Raw genomic sequence first — 17243 nt, forward strand, 5'->3', positions numbered from 1 at the left:
ATCGAAGGATATTCAAAAGCCTTATTAACCCGCAGAAACCTTGGTTTCTGCCGCTGAGCCGCTATACCCAGTGACTCATGTCACGACAAGGATCAATACCATGGAAGATTTCACCGCCAGCAACCCCGATTACGACAAGCACGTGCCTGCCGCTGTGCTCAGCATGCCGGCGGCGAAACTGCTGGGTTTTCACTTCAACTACCTCAAACCCGGTCACTGCGAAATCGAGCAGCCGACGCGCAAAGAACTCACTCAGCACAACGGCTTTTTCCAGGGCGGAATCATTGGCGCGCTGGCGGACTTTGCCGGCGGTTCGGCGGCGGGCACCTTGCTGCCGCCGGGCTGGATCAACATGACCACGGATTTTACGGTCAAGTTGATCGCCCCGGCCGACGGCGAAAAACTGCTCGCCCGAGGGCGGGTGATCAATGCGTCGAACAACACCACCGTGGCGGCGGCTGATCTGTTTGCCGTCAAGGATGGCAAGGAAACGCTTTGCGCCACGGCGCTGGTGACCATGCGCAATCTGCCGTACAAGGGCTGATCACAGCGCCCGTGCCGCCACCCATTTGCGGTACTGCCGAGTGCGCAAGGCATTGGCAATCTGCTGCTGAATCAACGCGCGCAAAGGCGACACCTTCGGATCGGGGGTTCGGTTCTGGCTGAGTTTACGCAGCTGGAACTTGACCACCGCCATGTTGGCCAGCGAGGCCATGGCCTTGTTCTTCCAGGTAATCGCCGGCAATTCGGGCGCGCTGTCTTTGCCCTGCAACCAGTCACGCGGCAGGTTGGGGTCGATGGCCAAAGCTGTGCCGATGCCGACCATGTCCACGCCACTCTGCACGACCATCTCGGCAATCGGACGACGACGGACGCCACCAGTGACCATCACCGGCATCTTGGCGACGGTCTGAATGTCGCGGGCGAATTCGACGAAATACGCTTCGCGCGCCAAGGTGCGACCATCACGTGCGTCGCCCTGCATCGCCGGCGCTTCGTAACTGCCACCGGACAACTCGACCAGGCCCACGCCCAGCTCGTTGAGCAATGTCACCACTTGCCGCGCGTCCTCGGCACTGAAGCCGCCGCGCTGGAAATCGGCAGAATTGAGTTTCACCGCGACGGAGTAGGCTGGCGCCACCACAGCGCGCACGGCTTTGACGATCTCGACTAACAGTCGCGCGCGGTTTTCCAGCGAACCACCCCATTCGTCTGTGCGCTGATTGGTCAACGGCGAAAGGAACTGGCTGAGCAAATAGCCGTGCGCGGCGTGAATTTCTACGCCAGTAAACCCGGCCTGCTCACCGAGCCGTGCGGTAGTGGCGAAACGCTGAATCACGTCGGCAATCACTTCCGGCGTCATCGCATGGGGCGTAGCGAAGTGTTTGGACAGGCTGCCCAGTTCCAGCGCAACCGCTGACGGTGCCCAGGTTTTCTGCCCGAGGTTGGCCTGCATCTGTCGGCCCGGATGGTTGATCTGCAACCAGAACTGCGCGCCACCGGATCGACCTATCTGCGCCCAGCGCTTGAACTTGGCCAGTTGCTGTTCGTCCTGCAACACCACGCCACCCGGCCCGGTCATCGCACGGCCGTCGACCATCACATTGCCGGTGATGATCAGACCAGCGCCGCCGTCGGCCCAGGCTTGGTAGAGACGCATGAGTTCGGTTGAAGGCGCCTGATCGGCGTCGGCCATGTTCTCTTCCATGGCGGCTTTGGCGATGCGGTTTTTGACGGTGGAGCCGTTGGGAAGTAACAGGCTGTCGAACACGTTCATGGGCAATCCTCGTTTAACGTGGGATCACCATAAGATTGAAGTCAACTTGAAGGTCAACCGCTTTTTTGGTGTCGATCAAACATCAGGCGTTAACGGGAAGACTCAACCGCGTCCTTGCGCATGCGCTTGAGTAATAGCTGCGCATTGTCCGCGCAGCCAACATTTTCTGGCTTGCTCTCGATGCCTTCGATCACCTGTAGCAATTGCGCTTTGTTGTGCGCCAGCCGCTGCTGAAGCACTTCGATTTCCGCAACCTTGCGCTTGAGCCCCACGAGCATTTCTTCTGGGCGCCAGTCATCTGCCCCTGTCGGCAGCAGCTGGCGAACTTCATCCAGCGAAAACCCCGCCGCCTGCGCACCGGTGATGATCTGCAAAATCCACTCGGTTTCCGGCGCGTAATCCCGATAGCCGTTGGCCTTGCGCGCAACGGACTTGATCAGCCCGCTCGCCTCGTAGAAGCGGATGCGCGACGTCGCCAGACCGCTGATTTTTGCCAGTTCACCGATTTTCATGTTTCACCCGAGCAGCGTTTGACCTTGAAGGGCACTTTAAACCTTTGGCGGTTTTGTGGCCAAGGGCTGAAAGGTTGTGGCCCTGCTCAAATCGCTCTCGCGGGCCCGAAATTGGCTCCTGCAGTTTGCCGCGCGAGTCTGATGCAGCGAACTTTTTCACGCTTTCGTTTCACGATAAAGGCTATGAGTAACCGTTCTAAAAAACTGTAATTTATGACAGTGACAGGGTGGATTTCGAAAAATTATTCATGACCAACAAATCACCTCCCCTGCCACACAAGGAAGTAAATAATGTCAACTGAAATTAAAAAAACAGAAGCCAAATATGATTGGCATGTAGAAACAATGAATGTTTCTGTTCATGGTTTCTCAGGCGACTTGAAGTTGCGCTACCGTAGGATCGGCCCCGAATTTACTGTTGATACACTTGAGTACCGAATCAACAAAGGTGGTCATACAGGGGGGAACAAAGCCAATATCAATTTCAAAGTAACAGGTGGCAATGGTGCAACTATCACCACCGATTCTCTTGATAGCATGATTCAGGATGGAAACTGGAGACCGTATGCCCGAAATGTAAAACTTAATATAAGTAACGCGACGACGGCCATCATAGAAGTTGAATTTATATTTGACAGAACAGCAGGCGCGGATCCTCGTGGGATGGCAATCAGACACCTTACAATTTAGTTGCATCAAATGTCTTTCCAAAGAGTAGAGCAGGCGACATGGCGATGGGTGTGCGTAGAGACTTATGTTCGACAGAGGCACCTGTAGGAGTGTGCAAGGAAATGGGTGTACGACGCAGCTCCCTGCGGGAGCCGGGCTTGCCCGCGATGACGGCGGCAGGCTCGACACCTCCGTGGCAGACACACCGCTTCGCGAGCAGGCTCGGCTCCTACAAAAGCGAGCGCAGCCTTTGGCTACTAAAACCAAATACCCGTGCTTACGCCACTTTCCAACAAAAATCCACTGTCAGGTCTGACAGTAGATATCGCCCAAACATGAGTATTCAATCAAGCACTAGCCGATCACTTTGAGGTGCACAGATGAATGCTCAAACCAATAACCCAGGCGAGCTGGATACAAGCTTCGGCAATAATGGAATGTTTGAGTTAACGCTGCCTCCGCCCTATCAAGAGACAATCATCTCCGGGACGCTGATCGACTCTGCCACCCGAAACATTTATTTCGCAGGACAGGGGCGAAATGGCATTTCCGATCGGCCGTATGTTCTCGGTCGCCTGCTTCCGGACGGCAATCTGGACGAAACGTTCGCGACCGAAGGAATCGCCATGGGCAAGTTCAGTAATGCTGCGGAGTCCAAAGGAAATTCCATTGCCTTGATTGCCCAAGACAAAATCCTTTTGATCGGCGCCATCAACTCTTCGCCTGCCCTCGCCCGTTTCCACCCCGATGGCTCGCTCGACACAAGCTACGGCGTGAACGGCCACCTTATCCTGGCCAATCCGTCGCCTGGCGCACCTTTGAGCGCGGAAGAGAGCGCCGGCGAAGCAGAATCTGCGGAGAGCAACACAGCCGCCCTGCAAGACGGCCGGATCCTGATCAGTTTTACCTACCACCAATCAGGCAATCCAACCCGCTCGTATCTTTTCATGCTCGACATCAACGGCGAACTCGATCGGTCGTTCAACCAAACAGGCAGTGTGCTGGTAAAACATCCAGACCATTCGCCTGAAAAAATCCGGTTGCACGGTTGCCTGATCGATGAAGATGGCAGCGTGGTGGCTTGCGCAAGCCTGAAATCCGCAGACTTCCAGGCATCGTTATTCGTCCGTTACAAAAAGGATGGAAGCATTGAATCCTCATACGGTGAAAACGGCTACTTGGTTGTGGACACTCAAGCCGAATATGCCTTGGTCGATGCGTTAGCCAAACAGGGAAACAGGCGAATTTTGGCAATCGGTTATTCGAGAAGCGGTTTCGACTATTCCGGCTTAATGATCAGCCATGAATGGAATGGCGAAGCCAACATTCAGTTCAACAGGGGCCAGCCTCTGCTGACTCGCCTCAATGATTCCGATACGCAATGGATCAGCGCGTTAAAGCAGCCCAATGGCAGCCTTGTCGTCACCGGCAACTCAACGGCATCGGGCAAACCAACCATTGCGCTGGCACGTTTGCAAAGCAATGGCGCATTCGATCCGACGTTTAATAATGGTCAAGGCTGGGTCGTGACTTCCATTGGCCTGAATCACACATCGGCGAAAAATGTAGCGCTGCAGGATGATGGGAAAATCCTCGTATGCGGCTTTTACCGTGAGACAAATTTGCGTGCGATTATCCTTCGTTATCTCGGCTAAGAACACGCGGGCGTACGCAGTCTTACTCTCGCTTACTGACCAAACCTACTGTCAGGTCTGGCAGTAGGTTTGGTGCACGCAAGAGTATTCAATCCAGAATCACGTTGTTTACTTTCAAGGGTGCTGTCATGGATGTTAAAGCCAATAACGCAGGGACTGTGGATACCAGCTTCGCCGACAAGGGAATGTTTACGCTCGATCTGGCAACGTATCAGGAAACAACAATCCTGGGGTTGCTGGCCGACCCGACCGACAAGACCATTTACTTCACCGGAAAAGCGCGCAAAGGCGGCTCTGACCGACCCTATGTTCTTGGCCGACTACTTGAAGATGGCGGCCTGGACGATGCTTTCGGTAACTCAGGAATTGTCACGGGAAAGTTCGGCATTTCAGTGGATTCAAGGGGCGAGTCAATTGCCCTGCTTGCTCAGGGAAACATCCTTTTGATCGGGGCTACCCACTCATCTCCAGCCATGGCCCGGTTTCTGCCGAACGGCGTGCTTGATAAAAGCTATGGAGTGAACGGGCACCTCGTCCTTGAAAATCCATCAACGCCTGCCAACGAAGTCCCGGAAGGCCGCTCCAATGAACCCGATTCGGTGCACAGCCACACGTCCAGCACGCGAAACGGTCAGATCCTGATCAGCTTTACCTACCGACAGTCAGACACTCCAATCAGCTCATATGTGTTTATGCTCAATAACAGCGGCGATCCTGAACTGACGTTCAATGGAAAAGGGTACGTAGAGGTCATACATCCAGATCATCCCCCAGACAATATTGTGCTGCACGGCGCTCTGATTGATGAAAATGGCAACGCTGTGGCTTGCGGCCTCTTGAAATCGGGGACGACGACGGCACCGTTGTTCGTTCGTTATAAACGCAATGGCAGTCTTGACCCTTCATTCGGTGACAATGGTTTCGTGGTGACCGAAACCACCGCCGAGTACTCCACTGTAGTTGGCGCGATCAGACAAGTGAACAAACGGGTATTGGGATTAGGCTATGCCAACGACGGCGCACAATATTCCGGCCTGCTCGAGAGCCTCGAACCCGACGGCAAACCGAATATTCAGTTCAACGGCGCAAAGCCATTACTGATCCGCCTGGATAATGCTGATACCTACTGGTCAGGCGCCCGACAGCAGCCCAACGGTAGCATCGTGCTTGTCGGCGACTACTGGCCCAAAGGCGAGTCAATCATCGCCGTGGCGCGCTTGCAGAGTGATGGATCGTTCGACCAATCGTTTAATGACGGCCAAGGTTGGACCACAACGCCCATCGGCCAGAATGGCCAATCGGCAAGGGCTATAGAGCTGCAAGGTGATGGAAAAATTCTTATTTGCGCTGCGGCTGCGCTGCCACAAACAAGCGGCGTCATCCTTCGCTATCACGTCTGAAGATCACAGGCTGATTTTCGCATCCGAGGTCGGGGTTGGCCTCTTCGCGAGCAAGCTCTGCTCCCACAGTTATGTGGTGTAGCCGGATTTTGTGAACGACGTGGCACCCTGTGGGAGCCGGGCTTGCCCGCGAAGGCGATAGAACATTCAGCATCATTGTTGCAGGACGACCGCTTTCGCGAGCAAGCCCGCTCCCACAGTGGGTGTACGCTAAAAATTAATCTTGAACCCCAGCATCGCGTCGTACCCATGACTGTCGCCATCAAACCCTTGGCGATACCCCGCCGAAGCGGTAAACGTCGTGCGCCGATTCGCCTGATAATCCACCCCGACATTCACCTCGCCCCACGTGCCCTGAATATCCGACTCGAACGGGATGTAACCCGTCTCCGAAGAAAACTCGGTCTTCGGCTGCCCTTTGAATTCATGCCAGACACTCGGCCGAATCCACGCATTGGTGCGTCGTGCGCTTTTATCGACGCCTTCGGTGTCCCAATCCTTGGCGATGCGCACACCGGCACGGCCGATCAGTGAGTCGACGTCGCGGAAGCGGATTTTTGCGCCGGCGTCGTCGCTGCTATCGAGGTCGACGTAGCTGTAGATCGCCTGCAATTGCGGTTCGATGTACCAGTTTTTGTCGAACTCATACGGGTAGCCGTTCTCCAGCGAAGCGGTGTAGCCCCAGCCCCGGGTTTTCAGTTTCGGCAGGTTGCTCGGTTTGGCTTCGACGTCGAAGCGATTGACCTGGAACACGCCATCCAGATACCAACCGGACGGGCCGAAGTGCGTCCAGTAGGCGCCCAAACCATAAGCACGCAAGGTGTCTTCCCCGGCGTTGCGACGGGTGTAATGGCTGACGCCCGCGTCGATGGTGCCCGCCGACAGCGAGATACCGGCCTGCTCATGACTGCCGTCAGTTCTGACCTTGCGATAAAGGTCAGTGCCGACCTGAAACGCCGTCAGGTCATAGTTGTATTCAGGCGTGTTGCCCAGGGCGTTTTTGCGATCGCCATCCTGCTTGCCGCTGCGATAAATCACCCGGCCCCAGCCCATGGACGGTGTCGTCGTCGATTCATCTTCTTTGGGCAGTGGATCGCCGGCGTTCAGGCGTTCTTCGCCCACGCGCTCGTGCAGGGTGTCGACCATCGTCCGCCCGTAAACCAGCGCCAATGCGGGTACCGCACCGTACAGAGAAACTTCCGGGCGATAGTTGGGCACCGGGGCAGGTGAAGGTGCAGGTGTTGGATCGGGGTCTGGCGTCGGGTCGGGATCGGGCGTTGGATCCGGATCTGGAGGCGTCGGAGGCGCAGGCGGCTCTGGCGGCCCATCCGGCACGGGCGCATCGGAACGCAGAAACCAGCTGTTGCGCGCACTGCCATCATCGCCGCCCTGCTGCAGGCGATACTCATACGGCCCGGCGACCACGCGGCTGGCCAGGCGAAACGCATTGGCATCACCGGCTCCGGCGCTGTTGTTGAGCGCCTCGACCACCGCGATACCGTTGCCCTGCGTCACCGCGCCCTGCCCGCCGACATTGCGCACCGCAAGCCCGGTGGCGCCGCCGCTACCGGTCGCGATCGAGTCGACCACCAACATGTCAGAACGACTGTCGGCACCTCCCGCATTCAGCGTGGTATTGAGCAGCAAGCGACCGCCATTGGAGACGAACACCCCGCCACCGTTAGTGCCCGGCGTGGATGCGCCGCTGATCAGCAGCACATTACCGACGGTGTTGCCGCCGCCCGGAAGATCGAGGGTGCCGCTGTTGGTGAAGCGATTAACGCCAAGCAACTGCCCCTGCACCGCACCGCCCGCAGTCGGCGTGTTGAACGTCTGCCCAAACGGCAGATACGCACCACTGCTATTGAAATTGACGATACCGCTCGCCGGTTGCTCTGCCAGACGGATCACGCCGCTGTTGTCGATACTGTTGGCGCCCGAAGTACCGAGGTTGCTGGCCGCCACTCCCCACGTGTCCCGCGTGCCGCTGCCGGTTGAATCGGTAAAATTGCGCAGCGTCCAGGTGCCGCTGTTGGCCACCGTGCTCGCCACACTCACAGCGTTCACCGAGCCGGTCATCTGCCCAATGTTGTCGAGGGTAAACGTCGTGCCGGGCGTGGTCGCATCACCACGCACAGCGACATCGCTGAGCGCACCGATGACGCCTGTGTTGTTCAGCGATTGCGTCGCACCACCCAAGGCGATACCGCTGCTGTCGGCCCAGCCCCCCTGAATCGTTGCGCTGTTGCTGACGTTGGCAACGCCGCCCTCGGTCAACGCGGCGATACCCGATGAATTCGTCCCTCGCGAGGTGATCGCTCCGCTATTCGTGACCGAAACATTCGCCGCACCCGACGCTTCAGCCAGAATCCCCTGACTGTTGCTGGCGCCCTGCGTTTGAATCGAGCCGGTGTTGACGATGGTTTGCGTACCATCGCCGGACAACGTGCGGATGCCACGCTGCTGATCACCGCGAGCGATCAGTTGCCCGCTATTGCTGATATTCACCGTGCCCGCGCCCGTGCCGCCGTTGAACGCGCTACCGGCAAGAATCGCCGCGCCAGCCCCGTTGACGTCAATCAGCGTGCCGGTGAACACCGCGCTGACATTTCCGCCCAGCGTCAGCGCCTGCAAACCAAATGAGCCAATGCCACTGCCGTCGCCCGTCCCCGCGTCGGAGTGCGTGATGATCGTGCCGCTGGCACTGATGTCGACCGTGCCCGTTGGCGCTTGCGTGGAAGCGTAAATACCGTTGGCATTGCTGTTGAACGTCTCGATGCGATCGCCGGCATAGTTGACCCGGACGTTGCCTCCCGTGGAATCCACCCGAATGCCGCCCGCGCCGAAACCGCTGGCGGTGATGTTGCCGGAGTAATCGATCAGCACATTATTCTGTTCGGCGCTGACGATGATGCCGTAAGCGCGATTGGTGCTCTGCGCGCCGAGCACGGTGAGATCGCCACTGCCCGTGACGGTGACATCGCCGGTACCGCGCTTGATGATATAGATCGCCCGCGCACCGACATTACTGGCGATGTTGCCGACGTTGATCGGCGCATTGTTTTCGATACTGATCGAACCTAGCCCACCAGTATTGTCGTTGGCGTAAATCCCGTGGCCACCGCCGCCAGTGGTAGTGATGGCGCCGTTGTTGACGACATTGATACTGCCAACGGTCGAAATCGCACGAATGCCGAAGCCGTTGAGGCCGTCGGTGTTGATCGTGCCACTGTTGCTCAAAAGCGTGTTGCCAGCGCCGCCTTCAGTGAAGATGCCGAAGGCGTTCATGCCCAGTCCCTGAACACTGGCCGCATTCACCACGGTGGTGTTGCCGTTGATCGCGCGGGTATGCACCCCGGCGTGGTTGCCGACGCCAGCGGTCGGCAAGGTGTCGTCGATGATCGGCAGACCGGCCGACAGCGCATCATCGTTGTTCACCAGAATGTTCACCCCGGCACCGACGTTGACGTTGTTGTCGCCGCTGCCCGTGGCCTTCGTCCAGATTCCGTTACCGCCCAGCAGGGTGATCTGCCCATTGCCCTGGTGGCTGACATTGATCGCCCCGCCGCCGCTGCCGTTGACGTCGATGCCGTCATGCTCGTTGCCGACGACCGTGTTGAGGATGTTCAGGGTGGTGCCGGACGTCACCGTGACCGTCGAAGAACCCGCGCCGGCATTGGTGATCGCCAGCGCATCGAGGCCGCTGCCGCCGATGTTGACGGTGTTGGTGCCGCCGTCGACGGTCAGCGTCGCGTTGCCGGTCGTGCCGATGACATTGGAAAACACTGCGTTGGCGGCGGTCGGTGGTGTGCTGTTGACGGTCGTGCCGCTGAGGCTGAGCGCCGAGTTGCTGTTGTTGCCGCGAACGAGCACCGAGGAGCCAGCCGTGGTGGTGATGCTCGTGCCCGCTTGCGTGCTGATCGTGGCGTCGATACCGGCAGCCGGCGTGCAGGTTTGCGAGACGTTATAGGCGCCAGCAGCCAGCGGCCCACAGGCGGCGTAAGCATCGGTCAGGGTCAGGGCATTGGCCATGGCGACCAGCAAGGCACTGCGAAGAAAGTGCGGGGCATGCCCGCTGAATGGATGCACACAAGCGCTTTGCATGAAAACCTCCTTGTCCAGCGTTTTCCCCCGTGGCAGGCGACTGACGGCACCACCGGAGTCTTGCGTGGTGAATACAGCTTTAAACCTTAGTAGCTATTTCGAAAGATGGCGGAAAACCCGTGGCCTGCGCAGTGTTTCTGCACGGCTTTATCCATTCAGCTGAGTTTTTGATCCACAGCAATATTTGCCCGCCAGCGCCGCCGTAATCTGTCTTTGCTGGAAGACAGCCGTGCTGTGCGCACGTCACAGGCCTTGGGCCAAGGTGGCGACAAATGAACAAAAAACGCATCGTCTGGGGGAGCATTCTCCTGGGGTTTCCGTGTGCCTTGCTTCCCGTATTGTTGATGGGTTATCTGGCCTGGGTGCTCAATCTGCACGCCGCGCAACAGCGTCTGGAAACCCTCGCAGCCGTCGCCTCCAGTCGGGCCAGCGGCACATTCAACGAAGCCGCCAGCGCCCTCAAAACTATCGCCGACTCAAGCCTGGCGCCCTGCACACCCGAGAGCATCGACGAGATGCGCCTGCTGACCATCAACACCTTTTCAGTGAAGTCGGTCGGTTATGTCGAGCAAGAGATTTATGCCTGCGGTTCCTGGGGCCCGGTCGGACACCACGCAACGCCATGGCCGGAGGACTTCACCACCACCGACGGCGTGCGCGTGTCGCTCGGTGTGCAGTCACGCATCGTCCCGGCCAAGCCGATGATGGCGCTGCAATACGCGGCGTTCAATGTGCTGGTCGACCCAGCACAATTCCTCCATGTGATGCTCGAAGAGGATATGCATCTGACGGTCGGCACCGCAGCGGGCCAGTTGGTCAGCGCCTCGCGACCGGGAGCGGAGCATTTTCTCAGCCGCGTGCACTCGGGTTCGCATTCGGCTCTGGACGGGGGTTACCTCTACACCCTCGTGCACAGCGGTGACTGGGTGGCGATTGCCGCGATCTCCCGGCATGAATTGATGCAGGGGCTGGTTCGCCGGGAAATGCTGCTGTTGCCCATCGGCGGTTTGCTCGCCGGCCTGTTGGTGTTGCTGATTGTGCGCCGCACACGCCAACGCCTGTCGCCGCTGGCCGAGCTGAAACTGGCGGTGCGTAATCGCGAATTCGTCGTTCACTATCAACCGATTGTCAGCCTCAGCGATGGCGCCTGTGTCGGCGCCGAAGCCCTGGTGCGCTGGCAGCATCCCGACGGCTCGATGGTCTGCCCCGACGCGTTCATTCCGCTGGCCGAACGCAGTGGCCTGATTCTGTCGATCACCGACCAAGTCATCGATTCGGTGATGTGCGACCTCGGCCCCTTGCTGGTCAAGGAGCGCGGCCTGCACGTGGCAATCAACCTCGCCGCCAGGGACGTCAGCAGCGGGCGCTTCCTGCCCGGCCTGGAGGCTGCATTGCACAAGGCCGGTGTGCAGCAGAATCAGATCTGGCTGGAAGCCACCGAACGCGGTTTCCTCGACATCGACGCCGCTCGCACCACGGTCAATCACGCCCGCGAACTGGGTTATCTGGCCGCGATCGACGACTTCGGCACTGGCTTCTCCAGCCTGCAACACCTGCAACGGCTGCCGCTGGACGTGCTGAAAATCGACAAATCGTTTGTCGACAACATTGAACAGGATGCAGCGACCGGATCGGTCACCGGCCACATCATTGAGATGGCCAAGAGTCTGCAATTGAAGATCGTCGCCGAAGGCATCGAAACCGAGGCACAACGGGATTACTTGCGCGCCAATGGTGTGCACTTCGGTCAGGGCTGGCTGTTTGGCAAAGCGATGCCGGTCGAGGATTTTTTGCGCTTTCAACACGCGCGGGCAAACGTGGTCAGCGACCACGCTGCGCTGGAGTCGACCGTGTGATCAGGCATTCCACAAAATAAATGAACCCAACGCACCTAAGGCCACCTAACGCTTAGACCATCAGGAGGTAGCCAATGCATATCGAAACCGTGTGGATCGTACTGGCGGCAGTTCTTCTGCTTATCGAGCTTTGGGCCATCAATCGGGTGCGCAAAAGCGAGGGAAAATCGAGTACTAAAGGCGTGTGGATCGTGCTGATCGTGTTTGTGCCGTTGTTCGGTTTGATTGCTTGGGCGTTGGCGGGGCCCAAGCACATCACCCATGGCGCGACCTCTAATTCCAGCCGCTAAACCGATAGAGGGTGAGGGATATTGCTCCCTCACCCATCGGGTTCATTTACTGTCTTCAGGCTTGTCCTGCTGTATTTGCAGCGACGCTTTGCTCTTGTCGCCTTCCTTATTGGGAGCATCGTTGGAACCCTCGTAACAACCTTGCAGCAGCATCACGCTGCAGATCCCCAGACACGCGCAGATTTTCTTCATGATTGTCTCCTGAACACTGAATTTGCCATCGCCGCGAATGTGCGCGCGATGCGTTGCCTCTGTGGGTGGACGCTACAATCACCCATCAGTTCGAACTTTTTTCGCTGCGTACAGGGACGTTGAAATGGGTAATGGAGCAGGCAAACGCATTGTGGTGGTTGGCGCGGGCCGCGTATCGGCGGCACTTGAGGCGTGCCGCCCCGATCGGTTCTGCCGCTCAAGCTAACAGTTCAGTAATCCAGCGCACCTGTCGGGCGGTGTCCTGCACTTTCGCCTCAGGCACTGCATCGCGCGCATGGGCGAACTGCGCCAGTGTTTTCTGTTTGTACTTCAACTTGCGCTGCCATTTGCTCAGAAACGCCGCGCTGCGGGCGCGCATTTGCAGTGGGCCGAAATACAGTTCTTCGTCGGTGTAAGCCACTGGCCCAGCGCGTTCGGCGACGATGATTTCGTAGTAGAAACGGTTTTCGTGCAGCAGCTCTTCACAGAGGATGGTGTAGCCGTTGTCCATCAACCACTGACGCAGCGGCTGCTCGCCGCCGTTGGGTTGCAGGATCAAACGCTCTTCGCCGCTGAGATGGGTTTTACCGCTGTCGAGGATGTCGCGAATCGTCTCGCCGCCCATGCCGCAAATCGTCAGCGCAGTGATCGCGTCGCCCGGTTTGATCGCCGCCAGACCGTTGGCATGGCGCACGGTGATGTGTTGCTCAAGATCGTTTTCGCGCACGGTACGTTCAGCGGCGCGAAACGGCGTCAACGCGACCTCCCCCGCCACCGCCGAGCTGATCGCGCCACGACGCATCAACGCCACCGGCAAGTAGCCGTGATCGGAACCAATATCGGCCAAACGTGCGCCCGCCGGCACGTGCGCAGCCACGCGTTCCAGGCGTTGGGACAAGGTGTTGTGGTTCAACAAAAGACTCCTTCGAGCGACGGTTTTTGGCGGTTTGCGACCCTTCGCGAAGGTGTGGCAGCCAGTCAAACGGCGGAGTTTGCCCAACGGTTGCGGACATCTCAAGCGCAGCGCCGATCAGGCTGACCAAGTGACGCCTTTTGCTGCGCCTTCGATCAAGGATTGCTTTAGACTTGCGCGCTTTTTTTCAGCAAGGGATTTGCACATGCAGCGCGTTGTGGTTTTGGGTAATTCGGGCAGCGGTAAATCCACCCTCGCCCGCGAGATTGGTCGTCGACTGTCGCTGCCGGTGGTTCATTTGGACACACTGTTCTGGGAGCCCGGCTGGATCGAACCGGACAATGAAATTTTCCGCGAGCGAGTACGTCAGTCTGTCGCCGGCGATGCGTGGGTGTGCGAGGGCAATTATTCGCGGCGCACGTTTGATTTGCGATTGCCTCGCGCCGACCTGGTGGTTTGGCTCGATACGCCTCGCGTTGTCTGCATCAAGCGAGTGATTCTGCGCAGCGCGCTGAACAAGCCTCGGGCGGATCTGCCGGCGGGTTGTACGGAACGGCTGGACAAGGCGTTTTTGGGGTTTTTGAAATTTGTCTGGAATTACGACCGGGTGAATCGGCCGAGCATCGAGGCGAATCGGCTGGCGATTGCGCCGCAGGTGCCGGTGGTTCGGCTTTGCGGGGCGCGGCAGATTTCGCGGTTTTTGGATGGATTGGGGGGTTGAGGGGGCTTTTGCGGTGGCCCGACTACCCCTTCGCGAGCAGGCTCACTCCTACAGGGGAACGCATTTCAAACTGTAGGAGTGAGCCTGCTCGCGATAGCTTTTTCAGCCGCGCCGCATCAACCCGCCGGCACCTCAAGCCCGACCTTCACCCGATCCAGCGCCACGATGGTTTTGAACCACGTTACGTTGGTGTTCTCGGCAAACAATCGCCGCGCCAGCGCCTGATATTCCTGCATGCTGGCGACCGTCAGCACCAAGACAAAATCCACTTCGCCAGTGACGTAGTAGCACTGCTGAACCTCGGGCACGCGAAAGTGCGTCTTCATCGCTTCGAGTGCCTCGATGCTGGTTCGCTCGGCCATGACTTCAACAATGATGGTGATCGGGCGACCCACCGCATTCGGATCGACAACCGCGACATTGCCGGTGATCACGCCCGCCTCTTCCATGCGCTTGATGCGGCGCTGAACCGCCGCCGTGGACAGATTGACCTGCTCGGCCATCAGGCGCAGTGGCATGGCGTTGTCGCGCTGGACCAGTTCGAGGATGGCGCGGTCGAATTTATCCAGTGATTGAGGTGCAGCAGCGCTTTTGACCATGTCAGGCTCGCGAGAAAATTTCTCGAAAACTAGCAGAAAACTGCGCACCTTTATCCAGTCGCGCGAAATATTATCTTGCTCGCAGTCGGCATTCGCCGGCTGATCGAGAACTTGCACAGGGTAATGTTGGCCATGGACGCACTGTTTCATCTCTCCCCTGTTTTGCTGGTGACCGCCATGTTGGTCGTACTGCGCCGGCCTCCGGTTCAGGCCGCTGTCGCCGGCACGCTGCTGGTGATGGTGCTCTGGATTGCAGGCGCAGCTGATGCCTGGCAATCGAGCAGCCTGCTGGCCGCCGCTCAAGACACCGCCGTGTTGTTCGCCAGCACTGCATTCGTGATTGTGCCGGGGCTGGCGTTTGTGATGGTGATCGAGCGGCTGGGCGTGAATCTGGCCGTCAGCCAATGGGTGCGTTCGCTCGGATTGGGACGCGGCGATCAAGTGGTGTTTATCGTGCTCGGGCTGGCGCCATTGCTGGAGGCGATGACCGGTTTCGGTGTGTCGCTGATTGCGACGGTGCCGCTGCTGTTAAGTCTATTCGAACGCCGGGTTGCCTTGCGCATTGCGCTCACCGGGATGGCGATCATGCCGTGGGGCACATTGGGCCTGGCCTCGGTGATCGGTGCTTCGTTGGCGCATCTCGATGCCGCCATGCTGGCGCAGACGTCGGCGCTGACCAGTGCGCTGGTTTTCCTCGGATTGGCAGCGTTGGCGTTGTATCTGGCGGGTGCGCGGCAATGGCAGGAATGGCGGGCGCTGGGCGCGTTTTGGTTGATCTTCACCAGCGTGTTGTATTGCACCAGTCGCTGGCTGGGGCCGGAAGTCGCCGGTGTTGCTGCGGGCCTGGTCACGGCGACTGCTGCGTTGTCTGCCGGACTATGGCGACGGTCTCGCAACATGAGCGAACACGATGAATTGCATTGGCCACGTCAGGCTTGGCCGTATCTGTTGTTGATCGTCAGCATCGTCGCGCTGAAAGTGTTGTGGGCAATCACTGATTGGCAAAATCACTGGGTGGTGCAAGGTGCTCAGGTCAGCTGGAAACCACTGGCGTCACCCGGTGTGGCACTGCTTCTGGTGTTGATCGGGTTAAGCTTTCACACGCGAAAGACCGTTACCGACAGCGGCATGCTGAGCGGATTGGCTGCGCGCGCCAAACGGCCGTTGCTGACGATTTTCTTCTTTCTGGCGATGTCGCAGATGATGGTCAAAGCGGGTTTTCTCGCGGGCCTGATGCAATTGCTCGCGGGTCTTTCGCCCAGCGCCGCGACCTCGCTGGTTGCACTGCTGGGTGCGCTGTCAGGCTACATGACCGGATCGAACGTCGGCGGCAACGCGATCTTCATGCCCGCCATCGCGATGCTGCCCGAGTCCTCGCGTCTGTTGTTGGCAGCGGTACAAAACAGCGCAGCCGGGCATGCGGCATTGGGCTCGTTGTCGATCGTCATGCTGATTCTGGGGTTAGCCAAAACACAGGCCAAAGAAGAGAGTGAACTGGTCAGGTTTGGCTTTGCGCTGGTGTGTCTGAATACGGCGCTGGTCGCTTTGACTGCCGGGGTGTTGAGTGTGTGGATTGGATAGCGATTCGAGATAGACTCGCGCCGAAATATTCAACGAAACGGAATTCACCTCATGTTCAAACGCAACACGCTCGTCCCGGAATTGATGGTCACCGACCTGCCGGACAGCCTGAATTTCTGGGTGTCCTGCCTGGGGTTCACCATCGCCTACCAGCGCCCGGAACACGGCTTTGCGTATCTGGATCTCAACGGCGCCCAAGTCATGCTGGAGCAAGTCGATCCGCAGGCGGGTCAGTGGCTGACCGCGCCGTTGGAAAAGCCGTTTGGCAGAGGTATCAACTTGCAGATTGATGTTGTCGCCGTCGCCCCCGTCATCGAGAAACTGGGTCATGCAGGGTTTGCGCTGTACCGCGAGTGCAAGGACACGTGGTACCGGGCGGCGGATGTGGAGGTGGGTCAGCGCGAGTTTATTGTTCAGGATCCGGATGGGTATCTGGTGAGGTTGGTGGAGCGGTTGGGTGAGCGGGCGGTTTGAATGTAAGTACAACAATCTGACCGCTCGACAAACACAAAAGAAACTTGATCAACACTGATCCCCTGTGGGAGCGGGCTTGCTCGCGAAAGCGGTTGTTCAGACAACAATGTAGTTGAATGTGCTGGCCTCTTCGCGAGCAAGCCCGCTCCCACAGGGGTCATGTTCCCATCTGTGAAAAATCAGGATGCTGACGATGTCGCGATTACAGACTGTAACCATTGATTTGAGTGAAGTGACGAGTTCCGCCGAACTTCACGCGTTGCTGCGTGAAAGCCTGGGTTTCCCTGATTGGTACGGCTGTAACTGGGATGCTTTCTGGGACGCGATTACCGGGCTGGTTGAAATGCCTGTCAATTTGCAGATCTCAGGCTGGCAGAGGTTTTCCAGCCGTTTGCCGAGGGATGCGCGGCTGATGCAAAAATGCCTCGCGGATATGACGACTGAGTACCCCGAAGCGGCGCCGGCCGTAGTGTTCGGCTGAACGTTGCGTTCAGCCGAAC

16 protein-coding genes are annotated in these 17243 nt (G+C 58.3%); 10 read left to right on the forward strand and 6 right to left on the reverse strand.

Annotated features, from left to right (window positions below):
* Nucleotides 1–100: 100 nt before the first annotated feature.
* On the forward strand, nt 101–544 hold the full coding sequence (locus tag ACZZ0D_RS11865; protein ID WP_053119755.1) for a PaaI family thioesterase: 444 nt from the start codon (nt 101–103) through the stop codon (nt 542–544).
* On the opposite strand, the gene ACZZ0D_RS11870 is transcribed toward ACZZ0D_RS11865, so the two are convergent.
* The gene (locus ACZZ0D_RS11870; protein WP_463553330.1) at nt 545–1777 is read right to left on the reverse strand and encodes an NADH:flavin oxidoreductase/NADH oxidase family protein; all 1233 of its coding nucleotides are present in this window, start codon (nt 1775–1777) and stop codon (nt 545–547) included.
* Nucleotides 1778–1866: 89 nt separating this feature from the next.
* Nucleotides 1867–2289 (reverse strand): MerR family transcriptional regulator, encoded by a 423-nt coding sequence (locus ACZZ0D_RS11875; protein WP_053119751.1) that lies wholly within the window; start codon nt 2287–2289, stop codon nt 1867–1869.
* A gap of 291 nt (nt 2290–2580) precedes the next feature.
* Here ACZZ0D_RS11875 and ACZZ0D_RS11880 point away from each other — a divergent pair, with 291 nt between their 5' ends.
* From ACZZ0D_RS11880 to ACZZ0D_RS11890, 3 genes are all read left to right on the forward strand, one after another.
* A complete protein-coding gene (locus ACZZ0D_RS11880; protein ID WP_463553331.1) occupies nt 2581–2979 on the forward strand; it encodes a hypothetical protein in 399 nt (132 codons plus the stop codon).
* A 359-nt stretch (nt 2980–3338) separates the two neighbouring features.
* Nucleotides 3339–4613 (forward strand): NHL repeat-containing protein, encoded by a 1275-nt coding sequence (locus tag ACZZ0D_RS11885; protein ID WP_463553332.1) that lies wholly within the window; start codon nt 3339–3341, stop codon nt 4611–4613.
* Nucleotides 4614–4741: 128 nt separating this feature from the next.
* Nucleotides 4742–6013 carry a delta-60 repeat domain-containing protein gene (locus tag ACZZ0D_RS11890; protein ID WP_463553333.1) on the forward strand — a complete coding sequence of 424 codons (1272 nt, stop codon included), beginning with the start codon at nt 4742–4744 and terminating at the stop codon, nt 6011–6013.
* A 210-nt stretch (nt 6014–6223) separates the two neighbouring features.
* Here ACZZ0D_RS11890 and ACZZ0D_RS11895 read toward each other — a convergent pair whose 3' ends face one another.
* Nucleotides 6224–10117, reverse strand: coding sequence for an autotransporter outer membrane beta-barrel domain-containing protein (locus tag ACZZ0D_RS11895; RefSeq protein WP_463553334.1), 3894 nt, complete (start codon nt 10115–10117; stop codon nt 6224–6226).
* Nucleotides 10118–10389: 272 nt separating this feature from the next.
* Between ACZZ0D_RS11895 and ACZZ0D_RS11900 the strand changes: the two genes are divergently transcribed.
* Both ACZZ0D_RS11900 and ACZZ0D_RS11905 read left to right on the forward strand, forming a co-directional pair.
* Nucleotides 10390–11973, forward strand: a complete 1584-nt coding sequence (locus ACZZ0D_RS11900; protein ID WP_463553335.1) for an EAL domain-containing protein — start codon at nt 10390–10392, stop codon at nt 11971–11973.
* Between the two features lie 74 nt (nt 11974–12047).
* The gene (locus ACZZ0D_RS11905) at nt 12048–12263 is read left to right on the forward strand and encodes a PLD nuclease N-terminal domain-containing protein (protein WP_053119696.1); all 216 of its coding nucleotides are present in this window, start codon (nt 12048–12050) and stop codon (nt 12261–12263) included.
* A 42-nt stretch (nt 12264–12305) separates the two neighbouring features.
* On the opposite strand, the gene ACZZ0D_RS11910 is transcribed toward ACZZ0D_RS11905, so the two are convergent.
* Both ACZZ0D_RS11910 and ACZZ0D_RS11915 read right to left on the reverse strand, forming a co-directional pair.
* Nucleotides 12306–12455 (reverse strand): hypothetical protein, encoded by a 150-nt coding sequence (locus ACZZ0D_RS11910; protein ID WP_172680105.1) that lies wholly within the window; start codon nt 12453–12455, stop codon nt 12306–12308.
* A gap of 217 nt (nt 12456–12672) precedes the next feature.
* Entirely contained in the window at nt 12673–13368 is a 696-nt protein-coding gene (locus ACZZ0D_RS11915; RefSeq protein WP_463553336.1) for a tRNA (adenine(22)-N(1))-methyltransferase, read from the reverse strand.
* Nucleotides 13369–13573: 205 nt separating this feature from the next.
* Between ACZZ0D_RS11915 and ACZZ0D_RS11920 the strand changes: the two genes are divergently transcribed.
* Complete coding sequence (locus tag ACZZ0D_RS11920) at nt 13574–14089, forward strand: P-loop NTPase family protein (RefSeq protein ID WP_463554801.1); 516 nt, start codon at nt 13574–13576, stop codon at nt 14087–14089.
* A gap of 116 nt (nt 14090–14205) precedes the next feature.
* Here ACZZ0D_RS11920 and ACZZ0D_RS11925 read toward each other — a convergent pair whose 3' ends face one another.
* The gene (locus tag ACZZ0D_RS11925) at nt 14206–14688 is read right to left on the reverse strand and encodes an Lrp/AsnC family transcriptional regulator (RefSeq protein ID WP_463553337.1); all 483 of its coding nucleotides are present in this window, start codon (nt 14686–14688) and stop codon (nt 14206–14208) included.
* A gap of 132 nt (nt 14689–14820) precedes the next feature.
* On the opposite strand from ACZZ0D_RS11925, the gene ACZZ0D_RS11930 reads away from it, so the two are divergent.
* From ACZZ0D_RS11930 to ACZZ0D_RS11940, 3 genes are all read left to right on the forward strand, one after another.
* On the forward strand, nt 14821–16269 hold the full coding sequence (locus ACZZ0D_RS11930) for an L-lactate permease (RefSeq protein ID WP_463553338.1): 1449 nt from the start codon (nt 14821–14823) through the stop codon (nt 16267–16269).
* Nucleotides 16270–16320: 51 nt separating this feature from the next.
* A complete protein-coding gene (locus ACZZ0D_RS11935; RefSeq protein ID WP_463553339.1) occupies nt 16321–16743 on the forward strand; it encodes a bleomycin resistance protein in 423 nt (140 codons plus the stop codon).
* Between the two features lie 193 nt (nt 16744–16936).
* Nucleotides 16937–17224, forward strand: coding sequence for a barstar family protein (locus ACZZ0D_RS11940; protein WP_463553340.1), 288 nt, complete (start codon nt 16937–16939; stop codon nt 17222–17224).
* Nucleotides 17225–17243 lie beyond the last annotated feature (19 nt).

This window comes from Pseudomonas sp. AC193, assembly GCF_979258075.1.

Bases quoted from the DNA above. Each gene is read 5' to 3' on its own strand.
- ACZZ0D_RS11865 (WP_053119755.1), top strand. From the start codon at position 101: ATGGAAGATTTCACCGCCAGCAACCCCGATTACGACAAGCACGTGCCT.
- ACZZ0D_RS11870 (WP_463553330.1), bottom strand. From the start codon at position 1,777: ATGAACGTGTTCGACAGCCTGTTACTTCCCAACGGCTCCACCGTCAAA.
- ACZZ0D_RS11875 (WP_053119751.1), bottom strand. From the start codon at position 2,289: ATGAAAATCGGTGAACTGGCAAAAATCAGCGGTCTGGCGACGTCGCGC.
- ACZZ0D_RS11880 (WP_463553331.1), top strand. From the start codon at position 2,581: ATGTCAACTGAAATTAAAAAAACAGAAGCCAAATATGATTGGCATGTA.
- ACZZ0D_RS11885 (WP_463553332.1), top strand. From the start codon at position 3,339: ATGAATGCTCAAACCAATAACCCAGGCGAGCTGGATACAAGCTTCGGC.
- ACZZ0D_RS11890 (WP_463553333.1), top strand. From the start codon at position 4,742: ATGGATGTTAAAGCCAATAACGCAGGGACTGTGGATACCAGCTTCGCC.
- ACZZ0D_RS11895 (WP_463553334.1), bottom strand. From the start codon at position 10,117: ATGCAAAGCGCTTGTGTGCATCCATTCAGCGGGCATGCCCCGCACTTT.
- ACZZ0D_RS11900 (WP_463553335.1), top strand. From the start codon at position 10,390: ATGAACAAAAAACGCATCGTCTGGGGGAGCATTCTCCTGGGGTTTCCG.
- ACZZ0D_RS11905 (WP_053119696.1), top strand. From the start codon at position 12,048: ATGCATATCGAAACCGTGTGGATCGTACTGGCGGCAGTTCTTCTGCTT.
- ACZZ0D_RS11910 (WP_172680105.1), bottom strand. From the start codon at position 12,455: ATGAAGAAAATCTGCGCGTGTCTGGGGATCTGCAGCGTGATGCTGCTG.
- ACZZ0D_RS11920 (WP_463554801.1), top strand. From the start codon at position 13,574: ATGCAGCGCGTTGTGGTTTTGGGTAATTCGGGCAGCGGTAAATCCACC.
- ACZZ0D_RS11925 (WP_463553337.1), bottom strand. From the start codon at position 14,688: ATGGTCAAAAGCGCTGCTGCACCTCAATCACTGGATAAATTCGACCGC.
- ACZZ0D_RS11930 (WP_463553338.1), top strand. From the start codon at position 14,821: ATGGACGCACTGTTTCATCTCTCCCCTGTTTTGCTGGTGACCGCCATG.
- ACZZ0D_RS11935 (WP_463553339.1), top strand. From the start codon at position 16,321: ATGTTCAAACGCAACACGCTCGTCCCGGAATTGATGGTCACCGACCTG.
- ACZZ0D_RS11940 (WP_463553340.1), top strand. From the start codon at position 16,937: ATGTCGCGATTACAGACTGTAACCATTGATTTGAGTGAAGTGACGAGT.